Below are 20807 nucleotides of genomic sequence, written 5' to 3'. Positions count from 1 at the left end.
GGCCCTTCAGTCTACCTGTGAGATCACCAGGGACACGTTGTCCGGCCGCTTTGCGTCCAGCCATACGATCCTCGGGTCACGTCGGTACCAACCGAGTTGCTTCCTGAAGAACGTACGCGTCTTCTTCTTCACCGCCGTCCTTGCTTCTTCCTCGGTGACGTGGCCGTCAAGGAAGTCGACGACCTGACGGTAACCGATGGCCCGCACGGCGGTGAGACCGTCACGGAGTCCGACTTCCAGGAGCCCGCGAACCTCGTCCACGAGGCCTTCATCCCACATCTGGTCGACCCGGGCATCGATCCGGGCGTCGAGTTCCTGCCGGTCGAGGTTCAGGCCGAACTGGTGCACGTCGTCCAGCGCATAGGTCCACTCAGGGATGTGCGGATGGTGTCCGCCCGTCAGTTCCAGCACCTCGAGCGCCCGGACGGTGCGGCGCCCGTTTCCGGGTTCGATCTTGGCCGCCGACTCAGGTGCCCTCAAAGCCAGTTGACGGTGGAGTTCGACCGCTCCCACACGCTCCAGTTCGGCCTCCCACCTTGCGCGGACCTCGTCGTCGGAGCCGGGGAAGTCGAAGACGTCGGTGATGGCACGGGTGTACAGCGCGGATCCGCCCACGAGGATGGGGACGATGCCACGGCCCCTGAGGCCCGCGATGACTTCTCTCGCCCGGCCCTGGAAACCGGCCACCGAAGCGGTCTCGGTCACGTCAGCGATGTCGATGAGGTGGTGCGGCACGCCTCCGCGTTGGTCCAGCGTGGGTTTCGCGGTGCCGATGTCCATGCCGCGGTAGATGAGCATGGAGTCCGCGTTGATGATCTCGGCCGGCCGCCCCTCGGCCGCCAGCCGCTGCGCAATGTCGACCGCTAGGCCTGACTTGCCGGTTGCGGTGGGGCCGACGAGCACGATCAGCGGGGTGGACACGCAGCCAAGTGTGCCACCAGCTTCCCGAATCGTCGCCCGACGCCCCCTGCAGCCGCAACAATGTGCTCAGCAGCGGTATCCAGCGAAAGGAAGCGTCAAATGGGCATTCTCGACAACCTCGGCGATCTCGCCAAGGAACACGAGGACAAGATCGAGGCCGGTATCGAGCAGGCCGGCGATCTGGTGGACGAGAAGACCGGGGACAAGTTCGCCGATCAGGTCGATCAGGTCCAGGACCTTGCCAAGGAGCAACTCGACAAGTTGACCGGGCAGTAGGTCACCCGGCGCTGGCCGGCGTGCCGAGGAGTATCTGAGCCTGAGGACCGCCCCACGCAGGCGGTCCTCAGCGTGTCAGCGTCGGAACATCACGAGGCTGTTTAGGGTCCAGTCCTCTCGTTGCGTGAACCCGCCTCCCTCAGTGGCATGGAAGTGTCCCCGCAGACCACCGACAGGTTCACCACCTTGCCGGGGAACCGTGCCCGCTGGTTGCCGAGCGAGGCGTTGATCACAACCTGGACCGTGCTTCCGACGACCGCATCTGCGGGGACCCTCACGGTCGCCACCGCCTGCACCGTCCCGCTGTGCGCACCGCCGATCGACAGGTTGGCGTCACGTCCCGTCGAACCGGACACTGTGGCGCCGCTGATGTCTGTCACTTCGGCTGCGCCACCGGCTGCGTGGATGCCGAAAGCGACATCGTGGGCGGTGCCGTCGATGGCGACGCTGACCGGCACCACTACACTGCCACCGGCCTTGACCGTCAGAGCTCCGCCAGGGACGGCGAGCACACCCCTCGCCGGGGCGAGCGGATGGGAGTCCGCCAGGCTGTCGGATCCGGCCCAGATACCGAGATCCTTCAGGACCCGGAACGTGACCCGCTCGTGTCCTAGTGCGCTGAGCTCATCTGCCTTCAGCCAAGAGGCGGGGACCGCTCCCGAGCCGACCTGGAGCGCCTCAGCCTCTGAATCGATCAGCACGGCCCCGCTGGCCGCCGCGGCGCACCGCATGGCCGAGTTCGTTTCGGCGTCGGCCGTCACCGAAGTCATGAGGACCGGCAACCTGGTGGCACTGCGAAGCGTGGTGACGGCTCCGGTCAGCAGAGTCCGGTAGCTGGAGGCTTCGCCCGCTGCGGCGAGGTCCGCGTCGAGCGCCTGGAGGATGACCATCCGTGAGGCGGAGAGCCTGCCCTGTGCCAGGAACCATCCGACTCTCGCCGACACCGAGGTCGCTCCAGGATTTACCGTGACAACGTAATCCTGGCGGTAGTTCCGCTCACCCCGATGGAGTTCCTGCAGATTGTCGGTCCAGCGCCGCCATCCGCCGCTCGGGGCCTGTAGATCCTCCGTCAGGATCGTGATCGGCCGCGACTCGAACTGCTGCCACGACGCCCCCGTCTGTGACAACGTGCCCAGGAGTTGCGTAAGGTCCGCCGACCGACTCACGGCGTTGCCGCCGGTCAGGGTGAACTGCTGGACCGGCTCCGTCGGTTCAGTCAGCGCGTAGACCCAAGCGATGCTCCCCACGAACCCCGTCGAGGTACCTGAGTCGTTCTTCAGAGCACCGACGGTCAGGGTGTCGGCCGAGCCCGCGTCGGCGCCGAACCTCTGCGTGGCGGAGAAGCCGACGACCCTGCCGTCGACAGTCAGGCGGGTGGTGCCGTTGCCTGCGGAGAGCATGACGGTGTGCTGGGCACCATCGGCGAGCCCCAAGTCCCCGGAGTCGAGGTCGAGCAGGACCATCCCCCCACGGGTGATGAGCGCCCGCACCCCACCGGCCACGCTCCTGATCGTCAGCGCGGTGTCCGAGCGGGTCGAGTCGCTGATACCCAGCAATACCCCTGTCGCGGCGCTGCTGGTGGTGAACTTCACCGCGTATGTGCCCTCGAACTGCCGGTGCATGGGATATGCGGCGAGGTCGACGGATCGATCCTCAACACGGGAGCCATCGAAAGCACCGCAGAAGCCGTAGCCGTAGCTCTGCGTGAGGGCGGTCGTGAGAGGCAGTTCAAGTGCGGAGCCCTCGATGAATCCATTGACGGGGGTGTCGGACTCCGCCCCGATCCCGCTCGCAGGATCCCAGCCCCCGATCGTCTGGAACAGTGTGCGCGTGAGCTGCCAGTGCCCGAGGCCGTTGGGGTGGATGGCATCCCCGAACCACGCCGTCGGCATCGCACCACCGGGCTGGGTCAACCAGTCGGCGAAGTGATCGACCAAGACGACTTGCTTCGAGGCCGCGAGAGCCCGCAGGCCCTGCACATAGGCAGGATATGCGCTCCTCTGACCAGCCTCGGCCTCCGAGCAGATCGGGTTCGAGGCGGCAAGAACGGGCGTTGCACCCACCTCACGGATCTTGTCGACGATCTCACCCATGTTTGCGAGGTAGGTCTCGCGGGCGATCCCCAAAGCGGTCGATGAATCGTTCATGCCGAGCATCACCACGACCACGTCCGGATCATAGGCGCCGACCCTGTCCTCGAAACGGGTGTTGACGCCCAGTGTCGTCGAGGTCGCCACAGAGGTGTCGCCCGAGATACCGGTGTTGATCACCGTGTCATCCCCGAGACCGATTTCTACCAATCGCTGGGCGAACTGCTCGCTCCAGGATCGCATGCCGTAGGTGTGTACATTGCCATTCGTGATCGAGTCGCCGGTGAACACCCAGGTTGCAGGGGCAATCTTGGTCGGCGACACCTGAGCCGCCAGAGCCGAGAAGTCATCCAGCGCCACCGGGAACCGGTTGTTCTGGTTGACCGTCTTCATCTCACTGGGCGTCAGCGGCCCATCCAACACCGTCAGGCGTTGCAGGGTGCCGGTGAAGAAGTCCGCGTAGGAGTCCTGACCGCCTGTGTTTCGGCCACCGATGTCGAATGAATTCACTCCGGCCACCGATGCGAGAAAACCGATCGAATCGCCGAAATACACAGGGCTGGCGTCGAGGAAGATCCGCAGCCTTCCCTCGGTGACCGTCGCATGGATCTGGTGCGCCCGGTTCAAGGTAAGCGAGACGGGAACCGTCACTTCGTCAGCCCCGACGCGCCAGAAGATCGACGTAGCGTCGATACCCAGAATCACACCGCTTTCCGGGACCGCAGAACTGTAGAAATGGGCTATGGTCTGCCTCCCTGCCGCGCTCCTGGGCGTGAAGGAAACCTGCACCGTACCGGCCGAAAGAGCCGCCGAACCCGCGACGTCGGCGTGGGAGGAGTTCCACAAGCCGTCGTGTCTGGTGCCGTCGAACTCGGACGCAGAGGCCCTCGCCGCGAAGCCCCAGCCCAGCGTCTGTCGGGAAGCAACTTCGGCCCGGCCCGCCCCCGACACGATCAGGGCGCCCAGCACCAGTGTGGGTGCGGCAGTCGTCGGTGCCTTGCTGAGGACCTGCGGATCGGTTTCACAGGCGCGAGCATCGCGCCTACGCCGCTCCCCCGGCTTCTTTCCGAGAGATTGACTCACGGACGGCGCATCTCAGCGACGGTCCAGATCGATAAGGATCAAGCCACGGGCAGGCCGACGCCCGGCATGCCCAGCCCGATGCCTTCGGCCTTCGGCCCGCTTGTGGCCGCTTCCCACGCGTCTCCACCCCTGGTGCGCCGCAACTCCTTGAAGCCGTCGTCGGCGTTCAGGTGGTGAGGGGCGGCATGGGTGATCCTCACCGTGGCGATGTCGCCAGGACGAGGTCGATCGTCCGCCGAAGCGGGAACGGCGACGTGCACGAGCCGGTTGTCCCTGGCCCGGCCGCTCAACCGGTGCGTCTCGGCGTCCTTGCGGCCCTCACCGGTGGCGAACATGACCTCGACCTCTTTGCCGACGAGGCGTCGGTTCTCCTGCCAGGCCAGGTCGTTGACCAACTCGACGAGTCGCTCGTAGCGGTCCTGCACGACGGGCTTGGGTACCTGGTGGGGCATCGTTGCAGCCGGCGTGCCAGGACGGATTGAGTACTGGAAGGTGAAGGCCGCAGAGAACCTCGCTTGACGCACCACCTCCATGGTGGCCTGGAAGTCGTCCTCGCTCTCCCCCGGGAACCCGACGATGATGTCCGTGGTGATCGCGGCTTCCGGCATCGCCTCCCTGACCCGGTCGAGGATGCCGAGGAACCGCTCTGAACGGTAGGACCGACGCATCGACTTCAGGATGGCGTCGGATCCCGACTGCAGCGGCATGTGCAACTGGGGCATCACATTGGGGGTCTCGGCCATGGCCTCGATGACATCGTCGGTGAAGTCCTTCGGGTGAGGCGAGGTGAAGCGCACCCGTTCGAGTCCCTCGACACCGCCACAGGCGCGCAGCAGTTTCGCGAAGGCACGACGATCACCGAACTCCACCCCGTAGGCATTGACGTTCTGCCCCAGCAGGGTGATCTCCTGGACGCCCTGGCCGACCAGCATCTCGATCTCAGCGAGAATATCGCCCGGGCGGCGGTCGGATTCCTTCCCTCGCAGTGCCGGCACGATGCAGAAAGTGCAGGTGTTGTTGCAGCCGACGCTCACCGACACCCACGCCGAATACGGCGACTCACGCCGACTTGGCAGGTTGCTTGGGAAGGTCTCCAGGGCCTCCTCTATCTCGACCTGGGATTCCTTCTCGACGCGCGCACGTTCCAGGAGGCGCGGCAGCGCTCCGACATTGTTGGTGCCGAAAACGACATCGACCCACGGTGCTTTCCGCACGATGATGTCTCGGTCCTTCTGTGCCATGCAGCCACCCACCGCAATCTGCATGCCTGGATGCCTGGCCTTGACGCTGGCCATGTGTCCGAGGTTGCCGTAGAGACGGTTGTCGGCGTTCTCCCTCACCGCGCACGTGTTGAACACCACGACGTCGGCACCGGCCCCGAGCGCCTGGCTCGCTTCGGCGTCGGCCCGCTTCAGGCCCGCCTCTTCCAGGAGCCCGCTGATCCGCTCGGAATCGTGGACGTTCATCTGACACCCGTAGGTGATGACGTGGTAGGTGCGCTCGATAGTCATAGCCCGACCATGGTAGTCGGCGGCAGCGGCCTTGGCGCAACGCCACTACAAGACGGCACCCACCCGGTGACGAGTCGGCCCCGTCCCCGACACCGTCACCAGCAAGAACGCTCGGCAGACGCCGCGCCCACCTGCTCTCCGACGCCGACACCAACACAAACGCTCAACACCAGCGAAACACCGCAGGTAACCAGACACAACCCTGGTAACCGCGCCAGAGCGCTGGTAACCGGAACACAACCTTGGTGACGCGCCCACCTGCTCTCCGACGCCGACACCAACACAAACGCTCAACACCAGCGAAACACCGCTGGTAACCAGGCATACCCCTGGTATCGAGGCAACAGCGCTGGTAACCAGACATACCCCAGGTAGCGGCGCAAGAGCGCCCGGTCAGTGCAGACGAGGCTAGGCTTCAGCCATGACGACTCTTCCGACCGGCAAGCAGTTCCCGATCTCCTCCCGCCAGTACGGCGCCGTGGTCACCGAGGTCGGATCCTTCCTCCGCAGCCTCCACTTCGAAGGCACGGAGATTCTCTGGAACTTCGCCGAAACCGAAGCCCCAGCGTCGAAGGGCAGGCAACTGGTGCCGTGGCCCAACCGCATCCGTGACGGCCGCTACACCTTCAATGGCGTTGAGCACCAGCTCGCGATCTCCGAGGTGCGCAGGAACACTGCTCTGCACGGACTGGGGTCCGCGATGGCCTGGCGTCTCGTTGCGCATTCCGAGTCCGCAGTCACCCTCGCCACCACGATCTACCCCCAGCAGGGTTGGAACGGGGTGCTCGACGTTGAGGTCACGCACAGCCTCGACGAGTCAGGGTTGACCGTCGCTGTAGAGGCCCACAACGTGGGCGCCGTCCCCGTCCCCTACGGCTACGGGGCCCACCCCTATGTGGCCGCCGATCTCACGAACTCGCGCCTGACGCTCCCCTTCCGCAGCGAACTGGTCGTCGATCCCGAGCGGCTGCTTCCCATCAGCATCGAACCGGTCTCCTCCGAGCACGACTTCGTGGAGCCGCGACCGGTGGGAGCGACAGTTTTCGACACCGCCTTCGTCGACCCGATCGGCGACTGGGAGATCACGCTCGAAACCCCAGTCCACAAGGTGGTTTTCTGGGCTGACGAGACCTTGCCATGGGCGCAGGTGTTCACCACGCCCACCCGCGATGCTATGGCGATCGAACCGATGACCTGTGGCCCGGATGCCTTCAACGAGGGCCCGACCCACGACTCGGTCATCGTCCTGGAACCGGGTGAGCGCAGCCGCTCCGTCTGGGGAATCCGCGTCAGCTAATGCGCGGTCTCGGTCGCCCGTGATTCCCGCACCACGGTGATGCGGATCTGCCCCGGGTAGCTGAGGTTCTTCTCGACCTCTTGGGCGATGTCGCGGGCCAGCACCTGGGCCGCCGCGTCGTCGATCGCCTCGGGGGCGACCATCACCCGGACCTCACGCCCCGCCTGCATCGCGTACGCACGCATGACCCCGTCGTGGGCCGTGGCGATGTGTTCCAGGTTCTCCATCCGCTCCACATAAGCCTCGAGCGACTCGCGCCTGGCGCCGGGCCGGGACCCCGAGATGGCGTCGGCTGCCTGCACCAGCACCGCTTCCACGGTGTGCGGCTCCACTTCATTGTGGTGCGCCTCCACGGCGTGCACCACGTCCTCATGCTCACCGTGCTTGCGTAGGAGTTCGGCTCCGATGAGGGCGTGTGGCCCCTCCACCTCGTGGGTCAGAGCCTTTCCGATGTCGTGCAGGAACGCGGCCCGCTTGACGACCGTGACCTCCAGCCCGAGTTCCGCCGCCATGACCCCGGCAAGGTGCGCGCTCTCGACCAGGTGCCGCAGCACGTTCTGCCCGTAGGAGGTCCGGTAGGCCAGCGACCCGAGGATCGGGATCAGGTCCGGATGCAGGTCGACGATGCCGACCTCGGTGAGCGCATCCTCGGCGGCGCGGACGATCCGCTCCCCCATCTGACGCTGGCTCCGGTCGTAGACCTCTTCGATCCGAGCCGGATGGATGCGGCCGTCGGCCACTAGGTCAACCAGGGTGAGCCTTGCCGTCTCGCGCCTTACCGGGTCGAAGCTGCTCAGCAACACGGACTCAGGGGTGTCGTCGATCAGGATGTTGACCCCAGTGATCTGCTCGAAAGCCCGGATGTTTCGGCCCTCGCGCCCGATGATCCGCCCCTTCATCTCGTCACTGGGAAGATGGACGGTGCTCACCACGGACTCGTTGGTCTGCTCGGATGCGACGCGCTGGATGGCGGTGACGATGATCGAGCGCGCCAACCGGTCGGCCTCTCGCCTGGCGGTCGCCTCAATCTCGCGCGCGATCGCCGTGGCGGACAACTTAGCCTGGCGCTCCGCATCCGCGAGGATCTCGTGCTTGGCTTCCTCGACGGAGAGGCCAGCGACCCGCTGCAGTTCCGAGGCGACGCGCTCCTGGTCTGCCACGAGTTGCTCCCGTCCGGCTCTCACGTGCAGGCGCTGAGCCTCGACACGCTCGGAACGGGTCGCCAGAGCCTGCGTGTCGACGGAGATGCGGTCCTCGCGATCCTGCAACCGTGATTCCCTGCGCTCAAGCGCACCGCGCTCCTCCCTCAGTTCGGCACGCTTGGCCGACAATCCAGACTCGACGTCGGCACGTCGTTGCTCGGCGGCATCCACCAGGTCCCGGGCCCGGCTCCGGGCCTCTTCAAGGGCTCGTTCTGCGTCGGCACGCAGCAGGTCCGCGCTCTCCTGAACAGAGGCCCTGATCTCGGAACGCTCCTTGGCTAACCGCTCACCCAGGTTGGCCCGCTCGGCGCGCACCGCCCGAGAGATCCGGGCCAGGAGCAGCGCGAGAACGATGGCACACACCAGCGCTACGCCCGCCAGCAGCCAACCAAGTTCGGGCATGCGCTTCTCCTCCTGTCGGATTGTTCCGGACACAGGGATACGCACTGGCGACGGCGGCGACCCACCACCGGGGGCGGGTGACCGAATCGGCTCTCGGCGAGCGCCGACGGGCTACTGATTTTCATTCGGCGCAAGCGCCGCTTGGAGAAATATCGGTTCAACCGGCCAGCGGGGGCTGGCCGTCAGTTCATGCGGGGTTCTGTGACCTTGACCACCGAGCCTATTGCTCACCTGTGGAAAACTCAACCGGGTCGGCGTCTGTGACAACCGCGATCACCGATCCGACGACGCTTCCCGAGAACCCCCTGCGTGCCAACTGACCGGCGAGTCGCCTCCTCATGACATGGGGCTCCAACCTGGCCATAGCGACTGCCCGCCGACGTGCCAGTGCCAGGGCCGCTTCATACTCGTCTTCAGGTGCCAGTTGCGCCACTGCCTCCTCGGCGGTCTCCCTGTCGACCCCCTTCTCCCTCAGTTCCTGACGGATCCGGGCCTTGCCACGCATTCCGTTTCGGCACCGGGACTGGGTGAGAGCCTGTGCGAAGGCCGCGTCGTCGAGCAGCCCCACCGCCGTGAATCGCTGCAGGATCTCCTCCGCGACATCTTCGGGCACGTTGCGTTTCGCGAGTGCGTCGCGCAGTTCCTTCGACGAGCGCTGCCGGACCGCGAGTTGGTCCAGTGCGATCCGACGGGCCACCTCCAGTTGGGTGGCCCGCTCCTCGGTCGGCTGGTCAGAAGTCAACTTCACCGGTCTCCGGGTTGACCCCGTCTGGAACGTCGGCCTTGTCCACGCCGAGATGCAGGCGGATGCGCCGCTCGATCTCGTCGGCCACATCGGGGTTGTTGCGGAGGAAGTTGCGGGCGTTCTCCTTGCCCTGACCCAGCTGGTCGGACTCGTAGGTGAACCAGGCACCAGCCTTACGGATGATGCCGGCATCGACACCCATGTCGATCAGGCTGCCCTCGCGGGAGATCCCCTCGCCGTAGATGATGTCGAACTCGGCCTGCTTGAACGGTGGGGCGACCTTGTTCTTGACCACCTTCACCCTTGTCCGGTTGCCGACCATGTCGGTGCCGTCCTTGAGCGTCTCGATCCGGCGCACGTCGAGGCGGACCGAGGAGTAAAACTTTAGCGCGCGACCACCGGTCGTGGTCTCGGGGCTGCCGAACATCACGCCGATCTTCTCGCGCAACTGGTTGATGAAGATGGCTGTGGTGTTGGTCGTTTTCAGCGCGCCCGTCATCTTCCGCAGCGCCTGGCTCATCAGGCGGGCCTGGAGCCCCACATGCGAGTCGCCCATCTCGCCTTCGATCTCGGCACGGGGTGTCAGGGCGGCCACGGAGTCGATCACGACAAGGGTCAACGCGCCGGAACGCACGAGCGTGTCGGCAATCTCCAACGCCTGTTCGCCGTTGTCTGGCTGTGACACCAACAGTTCGTCCGTGTTGACGCCCAACTTGTGGGCGTAATCGGGATCGAGCGCATGCTCCGCGTCGATGAAGGCGCAGATGCCGCCGTCGCGCTGTGCATTGGCAACCGCGTGCAGCGCAACCGTTGTCTTACCGCTCGACTCCGGCCCGTAGATCTCCACGACCCTGCCGCGCGGCAGGCCACCGACCCCGAGTGCAACATCCAGCGCCACCGAACCGGTGGGGATGACATCCATCGGCTGGCGGGATTCCTCACCCAGCCGCATCACTGAGCCCTTGCCATGGGCCTTTTCAATCTGCGCGAGCGCTGCCTCGAGCGCCTTGTTCCGGTCTGCAACGGCCATGGGGTTTCCTTCCTCGGGCTGACCCGGGTGGGCCAGTTGGTGTCGTCGACAATCACTGTAGGAAGGAGCTCAGACAATCTTGCACCGAGTCTCTAACCTGTGGACAACTAACCATCATCCTACCGAACATCCGTTCGAATGGAACTCGACACGCCGACGTCTCAGCGCAGATTCGCGGGGAGTTCGAGTTGAGCCCAGACCGCGCGCCAGACGCGCTTGCAAGGTATCCCCGCCGCCAGAGCCTCCCGGACGGTGCGACTGCCGAGCTCCTCCATCACGACCTGGTCGGCCCAGGACGCCGCATAGCCTCCGGGCAGCACGGAGTTCAACCGCTGCCACAACTCAACCTCACGCACCCGGACACCCTACTCCCTGAGTCCATCGTCCAGTTTCGCGCAGTTCAGATGCTCGCGTGAGCGATCACTTTGTGCGCACAGGCACTCAGGTTTAGTACACTTACGCTCAGTCGTTGTGCGCATACTGCTCACAACTGAGCCACAGGTGCGAAGGAGCCCAACCGGATGAATGCGCCCGGAACGCCGTCCCACAAGAGGTCAGACCGGATGGTAGCGCTGCTGGCGCTTCTCACCGAGCAGGGACAGTTGCCGCTGTCCTACCTGGCAGACGCGCTCGATGCCTCAGCTGCCACGATCCGACGCGACGTTGCCCTGCTTGCCTCACAAGGGCTTCTGGAGCGCACGCACGGAGGTGCCCGTCCGGTGAAGGGCAATCGCGAATTGCCGGTGCGCCTCAGGGACGGCCGGAACCAGGAGTCCAAGCGTCGGATAGCGCGCAAAGTCGCGACTCTGATCCCGCAGGGCAAGCATGCAATAGGGCTCACCGGCGGCACCACTACCGCTGAGGTGCTTCGGGTTCTTCGCAGCCGTAGCGACCTCACCATCATCACCAACTCGCTCAGCATTGGCCTTGAGGCGGCTGAACAGGGCCAGGCCCGAGTGCTGATCGCAGGTGGCGTGCTGCGCTCAAACTCGCTTGAACTGGTCGGCTCGCTCGCCGAATCGACCATGAAACTGGTCAATGTGGGCACTGCAGTGATCGGTGCCGACGGGGTGAGCGTCTCCGGGGGCCTCACGACGCACGACGAGATCGAAGCCAGGACGAACTACGCGATGATCGATCGCGCGCAGACCGTGATCGTCGCGGTCGATTCGAGCAAGATCGGACACCGGACCCTTGCCAAGATGGCAGGGCTGACCGATTTTCAGGTGCTCGTAACCGACTCCGGGGCCCCGGAGGAGGAACTCCAGGGTTTCCGTGACGCAGGTATCGAGGTCCACGTGGTGGAGGCGGCGCGCCTCGGTGAGACGACACCCCGCGGGCGCCGCACCTCTCGCGAGGTGCTTGGCTTCGTCGGAGACTGAATCACGGCCGCTATGCGGCCGCTGCCACCTTCGGGAGACGCGCCGTCTCGAGGACGGCCAACTTCCCGCTCACGGCGACCATCAAATCGGACAGGGACACGCCCAAGGCCGACGCGACTGCGAAGAGGACCTCGCTAGAGGCTTCCTTGTGGCCGCGTTCGATCTCGGACAGATACCCGAGCGAAACCATGCTAGCCATGGAGACCTCACGCAGCGTCATGCCTGCGGCGATCCGGAGTTCCCGGAGCGTCTCACCCATCACCTTACGGATCAGAATCGTCTTCATGGTGTACCTACCTTTTGGCGGACCGACTGCCCGCCATCGGTTGTTGTAACCAAGTTCTGGTCCGAATTGTTCCCCCTTGAGCGAAAGATTCCAAGCCCGAGTACAACAGCTGGTCGGAGCAGGCCAGAGGAGGCTAGAGGACCCGCAGCAGCATCTCGAAGGAATGGTCGATGGCGGCGTGCCGGATCTGCTCGCGATCTCCCTGGAACTCCTTGAGTTCTGTGTACTTCGCCCCCTCGAACGTACCGATCCGCGGCCCGACCACGGCGAACCAGACAGTGCCGACCTTGGCGCCGTCCGTCTCAGTGGGCCCGGCTACACCGGTGGTGGACACCGCCCAGTCCGAACCGCAGGCGGTCTGGGCACCCAGGGCCATCTGGAGGGCAGTGAGTTCGTTGACGACGCCCTCGTGCGCGATCAGTTCCTCGTCGACTCCTGCCAACGATGCTTTGAGGTCTCGTGCGTAGGTGACGAGGGCACCCCGGAACACCGCGGACGCTCCTGGGACGGAGGTCAGAGCCGCACCGATCCCTCCGCCGGTGAGCGATTCACATGTCGACAGGGTCAGTGACCGCCCCGCCATCTTCCTGATCAGCTCTTCAGCGAGTGTCACGGCGTCCTCCAGCCGGGGTGGTCGTTGCCCGTCAGGCTACCGGGCCTTGCTTGTCGGCGATTGAATCACGGCGAATCCGCCACGCTTGACGCAGATAGTCGATGCCGGTGACCACCGTCAGGATCAGCGCGGCCCACATCAGCACCCAGGCGATGACCCCGAGCGGCCCGGGGAGGAAGCTCAGGTTCAGGTTGAACAGGATGAGCGCGAACGTCTGGGTCAAGGTCTTGGCCTTTCCACCCTTGTTTGCCGCCATCACGGTGCCGTACTTCTTCAACCTCTCACGCACCCAGGTGATGCCCCATTCGCGCAGCAGGATGATGATGGTGAACGCCCAAGGAAGTTCGCCCAGGATGCTGAGCGAGATGAACGCCGCGCCGGTGAGCGACTTGTCGGCGATTGGGTCCCAGAGCTTGCCGAAGTCCGTGACCAGGTTGTACTTGCGGGCGATGTGACCGTCGGCCAGATCGGTGAGCATCGCGGCGGTGAACACCAGCGTTGCGGCGATACGCCACGAGAACTGGTCCGGGCCGAGGAACAGCAACATCACGTAGATCGGCACCATGACCATGCGGATCACGGTCAGGATGTTCGGGACGTTCCAGTTGCTGGGTTTATCGTCGCTCATTTCGCCTCCGCGATCAGGTCGATACCGTCCGAATCGATCACCCGGGCGGGGATGAGCGAGCCTACTTCAGCAGGCCCGTCAAGAGTGGTGTTGCCGTCGGTCTCGGGCGCCTGATGCATGGCCCGACCGATCCCGTCGGCCTCCTCGACGAGCACCACGACTTCCTCGCCGATGCGCTCTGAGGCGCGCGATTCGCACACCTCGATAGCCACATCGGCCAACATGGCGCGACGCTCCTCGATCTCCTCGGCGGCCAGGTGCCCCGGAAGAGTGGCGCCCTCGGTGCCCTCCTCATCGGAGTAGCCGAACACCCCTAGCATGTCGAGGTCGGCGTCGATGATGAACTGGCGCAGGCATTCGACATCCGCGTCGGTCTCGCCCGGGAACCCTGCGATCACGTTGCTGCGGATCCCTGCTTCAGGCGACTTGGACCGGATCTGACCGATCAGCGAAAGGAAACTGTCGGGGTCGCCGAAGCGGCGCATCGCGCGCAGCACCGACGGCGAAGCGTGCTGGAAGCTCAGGTCGAAGTAGGGCACGACCTTCTCGGTGCCGAGCATGGCGTCGATCAGCGATGGCCTGATCTCGGCCGGTTGGAGGTAGCTGACGCGGATCCACTCCAGCCCGTCGATTCCGGCCAACCGCCCGAGCAGTCGCTCCAGTCGGTGCCCGGTTCCCAGATCCTTGCCATACGACGAGGTGTTCTCCGAGACCAGGAACAGTTCCCTGACGCCATCCTCGACCAGCCAGCGGGCTTCGGCTTCCAACTCCTCGATCGGCCGCGAGAGGTAGCTCCCACGGAACGCAGGGATCGCGCAGAAGGCGCAGCGCCGGTCACAGCCCGAGGCGATCTTCAGCGACGCTGACGGCCCACTGGCCAGCCTGCGCCGCAGGGTCGGTGGTCCGCTGAGCGGAGCCAGACCCTCCGGCAGCGGCGAGTGGCCCGGCGTCGCGACGGCGACCGCGGCGGCCGGGCGGGCCGACGGGGTGAGGGGAAGAAGCTTGCGGCGATCCCTCGGCACATGCGAGATCTGCTGCTCTCCTTCGAGGATCGAACGCAGCCGTTCGGCGATGTCTGCGTATGCGTCGAACCCGAGCACCGCGTCCGCCTCAGGCAACGAAGAGGCCAGCTCGACGCCGTAGCGCTCGGCCATGCAGCCGACGGCCACGACGGACCTGACGGTGCCCGCATCTTTGAGGTCCGCGGCAGCGAGCAGCGTGTCGATCGAATCCTTCTTCGCCTGCTCCACGAACCCGCAAGTGTTGACCACGACGGTCTCGGCCTCGCCAGCATCCTCGACCAGGGTGAAACCGCCCAATTCCAGCCGGGCGGCCAACTCCTCCGAGTCGACGTCGTTGCGCGCGCATCCAAGCGATGCGATATGGACTGAGCGGAGCGGGCTGGACATCGAACCTATTATGGCTCAGCCGTTGGCGAGGTTCATCAGCACCCCGTCCAGATCGTCTGGTTTGACGAGCACTTCGCGCGCCTTCGAGCCTTCCGACGGGCCAACCACTCCCCTGCTCTCCAGGATGTCCATGAGCCGCCCGGCCTTGGCGAACCCCACCCGCAGCTTGCGCTGCAGCATCGATGTGGAGCCGAGTTGCAACTCCACGACGAGGCGACAGGCGTCGAGTACGAGTTCGAGATCGTCTCCGATGTCGTCGACGACCTTCTTCTCCGCGGCGCCGACCATCGCGACGTCTTCGCGGTAGTTGGGCTGGAGCTGCCCGCTGATGAACTCGACGATCTCTCGGATCTCGGACTCGTTGACCCAGGCACCCTGCACACGGATCGGCTTGCTGGCCCCCATCGGGAGGAACAACCCGTCGCCCTTGCCGACGAGCTTCTCGGCTCCCGGCTGGTCGAGGATGACCCTTGAGTCGGTCATCGACGAGGTGGCGAATGCCAGGCGGGAAGGGACGTTGGCCTTGATCAGCCCGGTGACGACGTCGGTCGACGGACGTTGGGTTGCCAGCACCAGGTGGATACCCGCGGCGCGCGCGAGCTGCGTGATCCGCACCACCGACTCCTCGACGTCGCGTGGGGCGACCATCATCAGGTCGGCCAACTCGTCGACCACGACCAGCAGGTACGGGTACGGGCTCAGGACCCGTTCGGACCCCTCCGGCAGCTTGACCTGCCCAGCCCGCACCGCCTTGTTGAAGTCGTCGACGTGACGGAACCCGAACGCGGCGAGGTCGTCGTAGCGCATGTCCATCTCGCGCACCACCCAGGCGAGGGCCTCCGCGGCCTTCTTCGGGCTGGTGATGATGGGCGTGACGAGGTGCGGGATGCCCTCGTACTGGTTCAGTTCGACCCGCTTGGGGTCGACCAGGAGGAGGCGCACCTCCTCCGGGGTGGCGCGCATCATGATCGAGGTGATCAACGAGTTGATGAAGCTGGATTTGCCGGAGCCGGTAGCGCCCGCGACCAGCAGGTGGGGCATCTTGGCCATGTTCGCGCACACGAACCCGCCCTCGACGTCCTTCCCGAGGCCGACGGTCATCGGGTGGTGGTCGTTCCTGGCCTTGTTAGAGCGCAGCACGTCGCCGAGGCTGACGACCTCCTTGTCGAGGTTGGGGATCTCGATGCCGATGGCGGACTTGCCGGGGATCGGGGTGAGGATCCGGATCTCGTTTGAGCCGACGGCGTAGGCGATGTTGTCCGCGAGGCCCGTGACCTTGCTGACCTTGATCGCCGAGCCGAGCTCGACCTCGTACCTCGTCACAGTCGGACCCCTGGTGTAGCCGGTGACGTGCGCGTCGATCTCGAACTCGGTGAGGACCGCGGCGAGTTGGCGCACGACCTTGTCGGAGGCCTCGGTGCGGGACTTCGGCCTGGTCCCCGGCTTCAGTGCCTGCTCGTCCGGCAGGAGGTAGGCGATGTCGCCGCTGAGCTGCAACTGTTCGGCACGAGGTGGCGGCGTGGTGTGCTGTGGAGGTTCCAGGTCGCGCGGTTCGTCCTTCGGCAATCCGGCCGCGGGGCGGGTCCTGGACGCCGGTTCCGGGTCAGGGTCGACCGTCATCGTGGCCGGGAGCAGGTCGTCGTCGGATTCCTCGCCGCCGAAGTAGTCGACCGGTTCGTCTTCGATCAGCGGCGTGTCATATGGGACGGCGACACCTAGCTTGAGCTTCTCCGCGGGGGCCTCGTCCTTTTCGACCAGAGTTCCGAGGGCGACCTTCATTCCCCCGAGGATGTCCCGAAGCGGCCGCCCGATCACGATGAACACCCCCAACAGGGTGACGAGGATCAGGACGGGCACGGACACCCACCGCGTCAGTAGATCCGTCAGGATGCTGGAGCTGACGTAGCCGAGCACCCCTCCTGCGACCCGCACGGCTGCCATGTCCGTCGGCGCGGGGAGCCCCCGTGCGATGTGGACCAGACCGAGAACCCCCAAAGTGATCAGGGTCCAGCCGAGGCCGGTCCTTGGCGCCTTTTCGACTTCGCCCGGGTGGCGCAGCACCCGCCAGGAGCCGTACAGCAGCACGGCGGGCACGACGATCGACAGGGAGCCGAACACCGTGGTGACGGCTACGTCCAGGGCGTTGCCTACCGGACCGGGGAGGGCGAACCAGAACCTGGCAGCGACGACGATGCCGAGGATCAGGAGCAGTAGGCCCCAGCCGTCGCGGCGGTGCTTGGGATCGACATCCCGCGCGGCGCCGCCGAAGCTGCGGGCCACCCACCCGACGCCGTGGGCGAGCCCCATGACCGCGACGCCGACACCCTTGAGGATCGCCGATCCGATTCCTGGGCCCTGCTTCGGCATCACCTTCGTCTGCGTGGTGGTGCTGCTCTTGGCCGGGGCGCGCTTCGAGGCCGCCGACGACTTCGAGGAGGTCGACTTCTGGGCAGGTTTATTGTTGCTGGAACGTGCAGCGCTGGACGTGCCCTTTGAACGCGTCGAAGTGCTGGTGTTCCGCGCTGAGGAGGAAGTTCCGCGGGACGCCATGGGGTAAACGCTAACCCACGGCCACGAACTGGCCTACTTTCCACGCCGACGTCGCCGGAAATGCCAGCCTCGGACCGGCAGGGGTAGGTGGCTGCGGCATGATCGTCAGCCGAAGTGATCCCAGCCCGTCGACCCCTCCCAGGCGACGCCGTCGACCGTCACCTTGCCTGAATCGTTGACCGAGCCGACCACCGTCCAACCGGCGGGCACGACGGCCTCGTTGCGGAAGGTCGCGGCTAGGGCGTGATCCTCCCCGCCAGCCAAAACGAAGCCCAACGCAGGTTTGCCGGTGGCCGCCGCCACCCGCTCGACCCCTTCCGGGATCTCAACCCTGGCGGTTTCGACGTCGATGCCCACGTCCGAGCGTTCCACGAGGTGGCCGAGGTCGGCGAGCAGCCCGTCGGAGATGTCGAGCATGGAGGTGGCCCCGGCAGCGGATGCGAGCGCGCCCTGTCCGTAGGGCACGGTTGGGGTCAGGTGCTCTGCGACCAGTTCCTTGGGTGAGCGGAAGCCCCTCTGCAGGACGGCGAGCCCACCCGCCGACCAACCGAGCCTGCCGCACACCGCGACGACCTCGCCGGCGTTGGCGCCGGAGCGGGTGACCGGGCGTCGGCCCTCAAGGTCGCCGATGGCCGTTACGCACACCGCGATGATGGCGGCGCTGCTGAGGTCGCCCCCGACGAGGCTGACCCCTGCCGTGGCGCATTCCTCCTTCACACCTTCCTCGAACTCGGCGACCCACGCTTGGTCGAGGTCCTTCGGGAAGGCGAGCGCGACGACGACCGAACTCGGCCTCGCGCCCATCGACTCGACGTCGGAGACGTTGACGGCAACCGCCTTGCGCCCGACGGCGCGCGCCGGGGACCACTGGCGTTTGAAGTGGACGTTTTCGATCAGCATGTCCGTGGTTACGACGGTGTCGCCCGAGAGCCGCAACACGGCTGCGTCGTCGCCGACCGGGAGCAGGACATCGTCGCGCACCTCGAGGTCGGCGGTGATCCGGTCGATCAGCTCGAACTCGCCCGACACGTCAGCGGAGCCCGACCGGTCGTTCGAGGGCCAATTCGATCAGGCGGCCCACCAGGTCGGCGTAACTCATGCCGGATTCCTGGAACAGCGTCGGGAACATCGAGATCCTTGTGAAGCCAGGCATGGTGTTGACCTCATTGATGTAGATCTCGTCGCCGTCGACGAAGAAGTCGGCACGCACGAGCCCCTCGGCGTCGACCGCGGCATACGACCGCTTGGCCAGCTCACGCAACCGTTCGGAGATTTCGGCCGGGATGTCGGCCGGTGCGTCGAGCGCGGCGCCGTCCTCATCGAAGTACTTCGCCTGGTAGTCGTAGAACCCGTCGTCGGCCTGGACCCGGATCTCACCGATCACGGACGCGTCGCAACCAAGTGGGGCGTCCGGATTGCCGAGGACCGCGCATTCCAATTCCCGCGCGCCGACGAAGCCCTGCTCTACGACGATCTTCGGGTCGTAACGCTGCGCCTCGGTGATGGCGGCATCCAATTCGGACGGATCAGCCACGCGCGAGATGCCGATGGAAGAGCCGCCACGGGCCGGCTTGACGAACAGGGGGTAGGTCAACTCGTTGATCTCGGCGATGACCGCATCGCGCTCCTGAACGAGCCGGAGGGCCGATGCGGCCACATACGGGTAGACGGGCAGCCCGGCCGCTTCGAAGGCGATCTTCATGAAGTGCTTGTCCATGCCGACCGCCGAGGCGGTGACACCACTACCGACGTAACGGATTCCCATCATCTCGAACATGCCCTGGATGGTGCCGTCCTCGCCGTAGGGGCCGTGGAGGAGAGCGAAGGCCACATCTACGCCGTTGATGTCGACGAGTGTCTCGCCGGTGCGGGTGGCGACCTCGCAGCCGTTCTTCCCGACCATCCAGACGGCTTCGTTGTCCGCCTCCTCCACGTGGGGAGGGACGCCGTCGACGATCTCGTAGTTGGCGATCGTCTCGAGCGGGACCTGCGACCACCGGCCCGACTTGGAGATGCCGACGCCAACGACGTCGTAGCGTTCCTTGTCGATGGCGTTCAGCACCGAGGACGCCGTCAGGCACGAGATACCGTGCTCCGAAGACTGGCCACCGAAGATCAGTGCGACGTGGGTACGATCGCTCACTACTTCCTCCAAAGCATTTCCGGCGGGTTTGAGACACCCACCGGGCAGGCACTCTACCCTTCGGCGGAGCCGCATCCCCTATCGGGCACGCGCATTGCGCTGGTGCGCTCCCCTCACCCGTGGCCCAAGCGCTACTGGTCGCGTCTGGTGATCGGTAGTCGTCGACCCTGCCGCATGTCGTAGCGACCCTCGGGTGCTGGTTCCCCGATGAGCGTAGCCCGCATGGAGGTGAGTGTGTCGAGCAGCAGGGTCGTCACCGAGTCGAGCAGTTCCTTCGTCGGCTCCTGCCCGGCGAACCGGGAGAGGTCGATCGGAGGCCCGGCGACGATCGTGATGTCCTTGCGTCTCCCGAACAACCGCCTGACTTCGATCTTCTTTCCGCCGAGCACCTGATCGGCGCCATTTTGGACGACGGGAATCACGGGCGCGCCGGTCGTGAGTGCAAGTTGCGCCGCGCCCCTTCTACCGCTCATGGGCCAGCCGTCCGGATCTGCGGTGATGGTGCCCTCGGGATAGATGGCCACGAGGTTGCCGGCCTCCAGCGCTTCCCTCGCATGCACGAGGCTTTCCCCCGCCCGGTCGGTGCCGCGGTAGACCGGGATCTGGCCGCACTTCCTGGCGACCCACCCCAGCACAGGCACCTTCCAGATGTCGGCCTTGCCGAGGAACCTCGGCCAGCGGCCCTGCCAGATGAGGAACTCGCCCAGTGTGATCGGATCGAAATTGGAGATGTGGTTGGCTACCACGATGGCGCCACCCTCCCGGGGGATGTGCTCGCCGCCGGACCAGCTGGTGCGGGCAATGAACGGGACGAGGTTACGCGCAAGGTGGGCGAGGAAACGGAAGACGCGGGAGGCCGGTTCCTTGTTCGTCTTGTCGAAGTGGGGCCTACGAAAAGCCATCAGGATGCCTCCCTCTTCGGTGCCGTCAGGTCGAACAGCCCGGCGACCGCGGCCAGGAAGGCCGATGGCAGCAGGTACCATCCGTCACTGCCGCGCAGCAGCAGCGCAACCAACGCGGTAGCAGCGGCCGCACCTATCGCCGACCAAGCCCACCAGGGTCTTCTCCCGAACAGCAGGGTCGCCCCGATGACGACCCCGAGGACGGCGGGGGCGACGTTGAAGCCGTCTTCCCCGGTGAGCGAGACGCTCAAAGCTCCTAGCGCGGCCAACACGACGAGCGCGTAGGCCAGCCACTTCTGTTTCATGTCGGACAGGGTAGCGGTGTGGACATCAACCG

20 protein-coding genes are annotated in these 20807 nt (G+C 65.6%); 4 read left to right on the top strand and 16 right to left on the bottom strand.

Annotation, left to right across the window (positions count from 1 at the left end):
• Positions 1-6: 6 nt before the first annotated feature.
• Complete coding sequence (gene miaA, locus BUC15_RS00895) at positions 7-921, bottom strand: tRNA (adenosine(37)-N6)-dimethylallyltransferase MiaA (protein ID WP_073185533.1); 915 nt, start codon at positions 919-921, stop codon at positions 7-9.
• A 99-nt stretch (positions 922-1020) separates the two neighbouring features.
• On the opposite strand from miaA, the gene BUC15_RS00890 reads away from it, so the two are divergent.
• The gene (locus BUC15_RS00890; protein WP_084189245.1) at positions 1021-1197 is read left to right on the top strand and encodes an antitoxin; all 177 of its coding nucleotides are present in this window, start codon (positions 1021-1023) and stop codon (positions 1195-1197) included.
• 101 nt (positions 1198-1298) lie between these two features.
• On the opposite strand, the gene BUC15_RS00885 is transcribed toward BUC15_RS00890, so the two are convergent.
• Entirely contained in the window at positions 1299-4370 is a 3072-nt protein-coding gene (locus BUC15_RS00885; protein WP_139280039.1) for a GDSL-type esterase/lipase family protein, read from the bottom strand.
• A 38-nt stretch (positions 4371-4408) separates the two neighbouring features.
• Positions 4409-5881 carry a tRNA (N6-isopentenyl adenosine(37)-C2)-methylthiotransferase MiaB gene (gene miaB, locus BUC15_RS00880; protein ID WP_073185527.1) on the bottom strand — a complete coding sequence of 491 codons (1473 nt, stop codon included), beginning with the start codon at positions 5879-5881 and terminating at the stop codon, positions 4409-4411.
• A 421-nt stretch (positions 5882-6302) separates the two neighbouring features.
• On the opposite strand from miaB, the gene BUC15_RS00875 reads away from it, so the two are divergent.
• The gene (locus tag BUC15_RS00875; protein ID WP_073185525.1) at positions 6303-7178 is read left to right on the top strand and encodes an aldose epimerase family protein; all 876 of its coding nucleotides are present in this window, start codon (positions 6303-6305) and stop codon (positions 7176-7178) included.
• Here BUC15_RS00875 and rny read toward each other — a convergent pair.
• The 4 genes from rny to BUC15_RS00855 form a co-directional block, all read right to left on the bottom strand.
• Positions 7175-8782: a ribonuclease Y gene (gene rny, locus BUC15_RS00870; protein WP_073185523.1), complete on the bottom strand. Its 1608-nt coding sequence runs from the start codon at positions 8780-8782 to the stop codon at positions 7175-7177. The genes BUC15_RS00875 and rny overlap by 4 nt on opposite strands.
• Before the next feature lie 220 nt (positions 8783-9002).
• On the bottom strand, positions 9003-9530 hold the full coding sequence (locus BUC15_RS00865; RefSeq protein WP_073185520.1) for a regulatory protein RecX: 528 nt from the start codon (positions 9528-9530) through the stop codon (positions 9003-9005).
• The gene (gene recA, locus BUC15_RS00860) at positions 9514-10557 is read right to left on the bottom strand and encodes a recombinase RecA (protein WP_073185518.1); all 1044 of its coding nucleotides are present in this window, start codon (positions 10555-10557) and stop codon (positions 9514-9516) included. Before recA ends, BUC15_RS00865 begins: the two co-directional genes overlap by 17 nt.
• 161 nt (positions 10558-10718) lie before the next feature.
• Positions 10719-10913 (bottom strand): DUF3046 domain-containing protein, encoded by a 195-nt coding sequence (locus BUC15_RS00855; protein ID WP_073185516.1) that lies wholly within the window; start codon positions 10911-10913, stop codon positions 10719-10721.
• Positions 10914-11120: 207 nt separating this feature from the next.
• Here BUC15_RS00855 and BUC15_RS00850 point away from each other — a divergent pair, with 207 nt between their 5' ends.
• Complete coding sequence (locus BUC15_RS00850) at positions 11121-11939, top strand: DeoR family transcriptional regulator (RefSeq protein WP_084189243.1); 819 nt, start codon at positions 11121-11123, stop codon at positions 11937-11939.
• A 10-nt stretch (positions 11940-11949) separates the two neighbouring features.
• Here BUC15_RS00850 and BUC15_RS00845 read toward each other — a convergent pair whose 3' ends face one another.
• From BUC15_RS00845 to BUC15_RS00825, 5 genes are all read right to left on the bottom strand, one after another.
• A complete protein-coding gene (locus BUC15_RS00845; protein WP_073185514.1) occupies positions 11950-12225 on the bottom strand; it encodes a helix-turn-helix domain-containing protein in 276 nt (91 codons plus the stop codon).
• A gap of 133 nt (positions 12226-12358) precedes the next feature.
• Complete coding sequence (locus BUC15_RS00840) at positions 12359-12838, bottom strand: CinA family protein (protein WP_073185512.1); 480 nt, start codon at positions 12836-12838, stop codon at positions 12359-12361.
• Positions 12839-12869: 31 nt separating this feature from the next.
• Positions 12870-13466: a CDP-diacylglycerol--glycerol-3-phosphate 3-phosphatidyltransferase gene (gene pgsA / locus BUC15_RS00835; RefSeq protein ID WP_073185510.1), complete on the bottom strand. Its 597-nt coding sequence runs from the start codon at positions 13464-13466 to the stop codon at positions 12870-12872.
• Positions 13463-14875, bottom strand: a complete 1413-nt coding sequence (gene rimO / locus BUC15_RS00830; RefSeq protein ID WP_073185508.1) for a 30S ribosomal protein S12 methylthiotransferase RimO — start codon at positions 14873-14875, stop codon at positions 13463-13465. Before rimO ends, pgsA begins: the two co-directional genes overlap by 4 nt.
• 15 nt (positions 14876-14890) lie before the next feature.
• On the bottom strand, positions 14891-17182 hold the full coding sequence (locus tag BUC15_RS00825; protein ID WP_073185616.1) for an FtsK/SpoIIIE family DNA translocase: 2292 nt from the start codon (positions 17180-17182) through the stop codon (positions 14891-14893).
• On the opposite strand from BUC15_RS00825, the gene BUC15_RS20615 reads away from it, so the two are divergent.
• Positions 17181-17432, top strand: a complete 252-nt coding sequence (locus tag BUC15_RS20615) for a hypothetical protein (protein WP_245787840.1) — start codon at positions 17181-17183, stop codon at positions 17430-17432. The two genes, BUC15_RS00825 and BUC15_RS20615, sit on opposite strands and share 2 nt — an antisense overlap.
• A gap of 98 nt (positions 17433-17530) precedes the next feature.
• On the opposite strand, the gene BUC15_RS00820 is transcribed toward BUC15_RS20615, so the two are convergent.
• The 4 genes from BUC15_RS00820 to BUC15_RS19255 all read right to left on the bottom strand — a co-directional run bounded on the left by BUC15_RS00820 (position 17531) and on the right by BUC15_RS19255 (position 20775).
• Positions 17531-18454 (bottom strand): thiamine-phosphate kinase, encoded by a 924-nt coding sequence (locus BUC15_RS00820; protein ID WP_073185506.1) that lies wholly within the window; start codon positions 18452-18454, stop codon positions 17531-17533.
• Position 18455: 1 nt separating this feature from the next.
• The gene (locus tag BUC15_RS00815; RefSeq protein WP_245787839.1) at positions 18456-19568 is read right to left on the bottom strand and encodes a D-alanine--D-alanine ligase family protein; all 1113 of its coding nucleotides are present in this window, start codon (positions 19566-19568) and stop codon (positions 18456-18458) included.
• Positions 19569-19699: 131 nt separating this feature from the next.
• The gene (locus tag BUC15_RS00810) at positions 19700-20470 is read right to left on the bottom strand and encodes a lysophospholipid acyltransferase family protein (protein ID WP_073185502.1); all 771 of its coding nucleotides are present in this window, start codon (positions 20468-20470) and stop codon (positions 19700-19702) included.
• On the bottom strand, positions 20470-20775 hold the full coding sequence (locus tag BUC15_RS19255) for a hypothetical protein (RefSeq protein WP_073185500.1): 306 nt from the start codon (positions 20773-20775) through the stop codon (positions 20470-20472). Before BUC15_RS19255 ends, BUC15_RS00810 begins: the two co-directional genes overlap by 1 nt.
• Between the last annotated feature and the right edge of the window lie 32 nt (positions 20776-20807).

This window comes from Tessaracoccus bendigoensis DSM 12906 (assembly GCF_900141915.1).
Taxonomy (GTDB): domain Bacteria; phylum Actinomycetota; class Actinomycetes; order Propionibacteriales; family Propionibacteriaceae; genus Arachnia; species Arachnia bendigoensis.
The sequence above is the reverse complement of the archived record's forward strand: the minus strand, read 5'-3'. Positions and strand labels throughout refer to the sequence as shown.

Coding starts and splice junctions, on each gene's coding strand:
- BUC15_RS00890 (WP_084189245.1), top strand. CDS start 1,021: ATGGGCATTCTCGACAACCTCGGCGATCTCGCCAAGGAACACGAGGAC.
- miaB (WP_073185527.1), bottom strand. CDS start 5,881: ATGACTATCGAGCGCACCTACCACGTCATCACCTACGGGTGTCAGATG.
- BUC15_RS00875 (WP_073185525.1), top strand. CDS start 6,303: ATGACGACTCTTCCGACCGGCAAGCAGTTCCCGATCTCCTCCCGCCAG.
- rny (WP_073185523.1), bottom strand. CDS start 8,782: ATGCCCGAACTTGGTTGGCTGCTGGCGGGCGTAGCGCTGGTGTGTGCC.
- recA (WP_073185518.1), bottom strand. CDS start 10,557: ATGGCCGTTGCAGACCGGAACAAGGCGCTCGAGGCAGCGCTCGCGCAG.
- BUC15_RS00850 (WP_084189243.1), top strand. CDS start 11,121: ATGGTAGCGCTGCTGGCGCTTCTCACCGAGCAGGGACAGTTGCCGCTG.
- BUC15_RS00845 (WP_073185514.1), bottom strand. CDS start 12,225: ATGAAGACGATTCTGATCCGTAAGGTGATGGGTGAGACGCTCCGGGAA.
- pgsA (WP_073185510.1), bottom strand. CDS start 13,466: ATGAGCGACGATAAACCCAGCAACTGGAACGTCCCGAACATCCTGACC.
- rimO (WP_073185508.1), bottom strand. CDS start 14,875: ATGTCCAGCCCGCTCCGCTCAGTCCATATCGCATCGCTTGGATGCGCG.
- BUC15_RS20615 (WP_245787840.1), top strand. CDS start 17,181: ATGACCGCGACGCCGACACCCTTGAGGATCGCCGATCCGATTCCTGGG.
- BUC15_RS00825 (WP_073185616.1), bottom strand. CDS start 17,182: ATGGGGCTCGCCCACGGCGTCGGGTGGGTGGCCCGCAGCTTCGGCGGC.
- BUC15_RS00810 (WP_073185502.1), bottom strand. CDS start 20,470: ATGGCTTTTCGTAGGCCCCACTTCGACAAGACGAACAAGGAACCGGCC.
- BUC15_RS19255 (WP_073185500.1), bottom strand. CDS start 20,775: ATGAAACAGAAGTGGCTGGCCTACGCGCTCGTCGTGTTGGCCGCGCTA.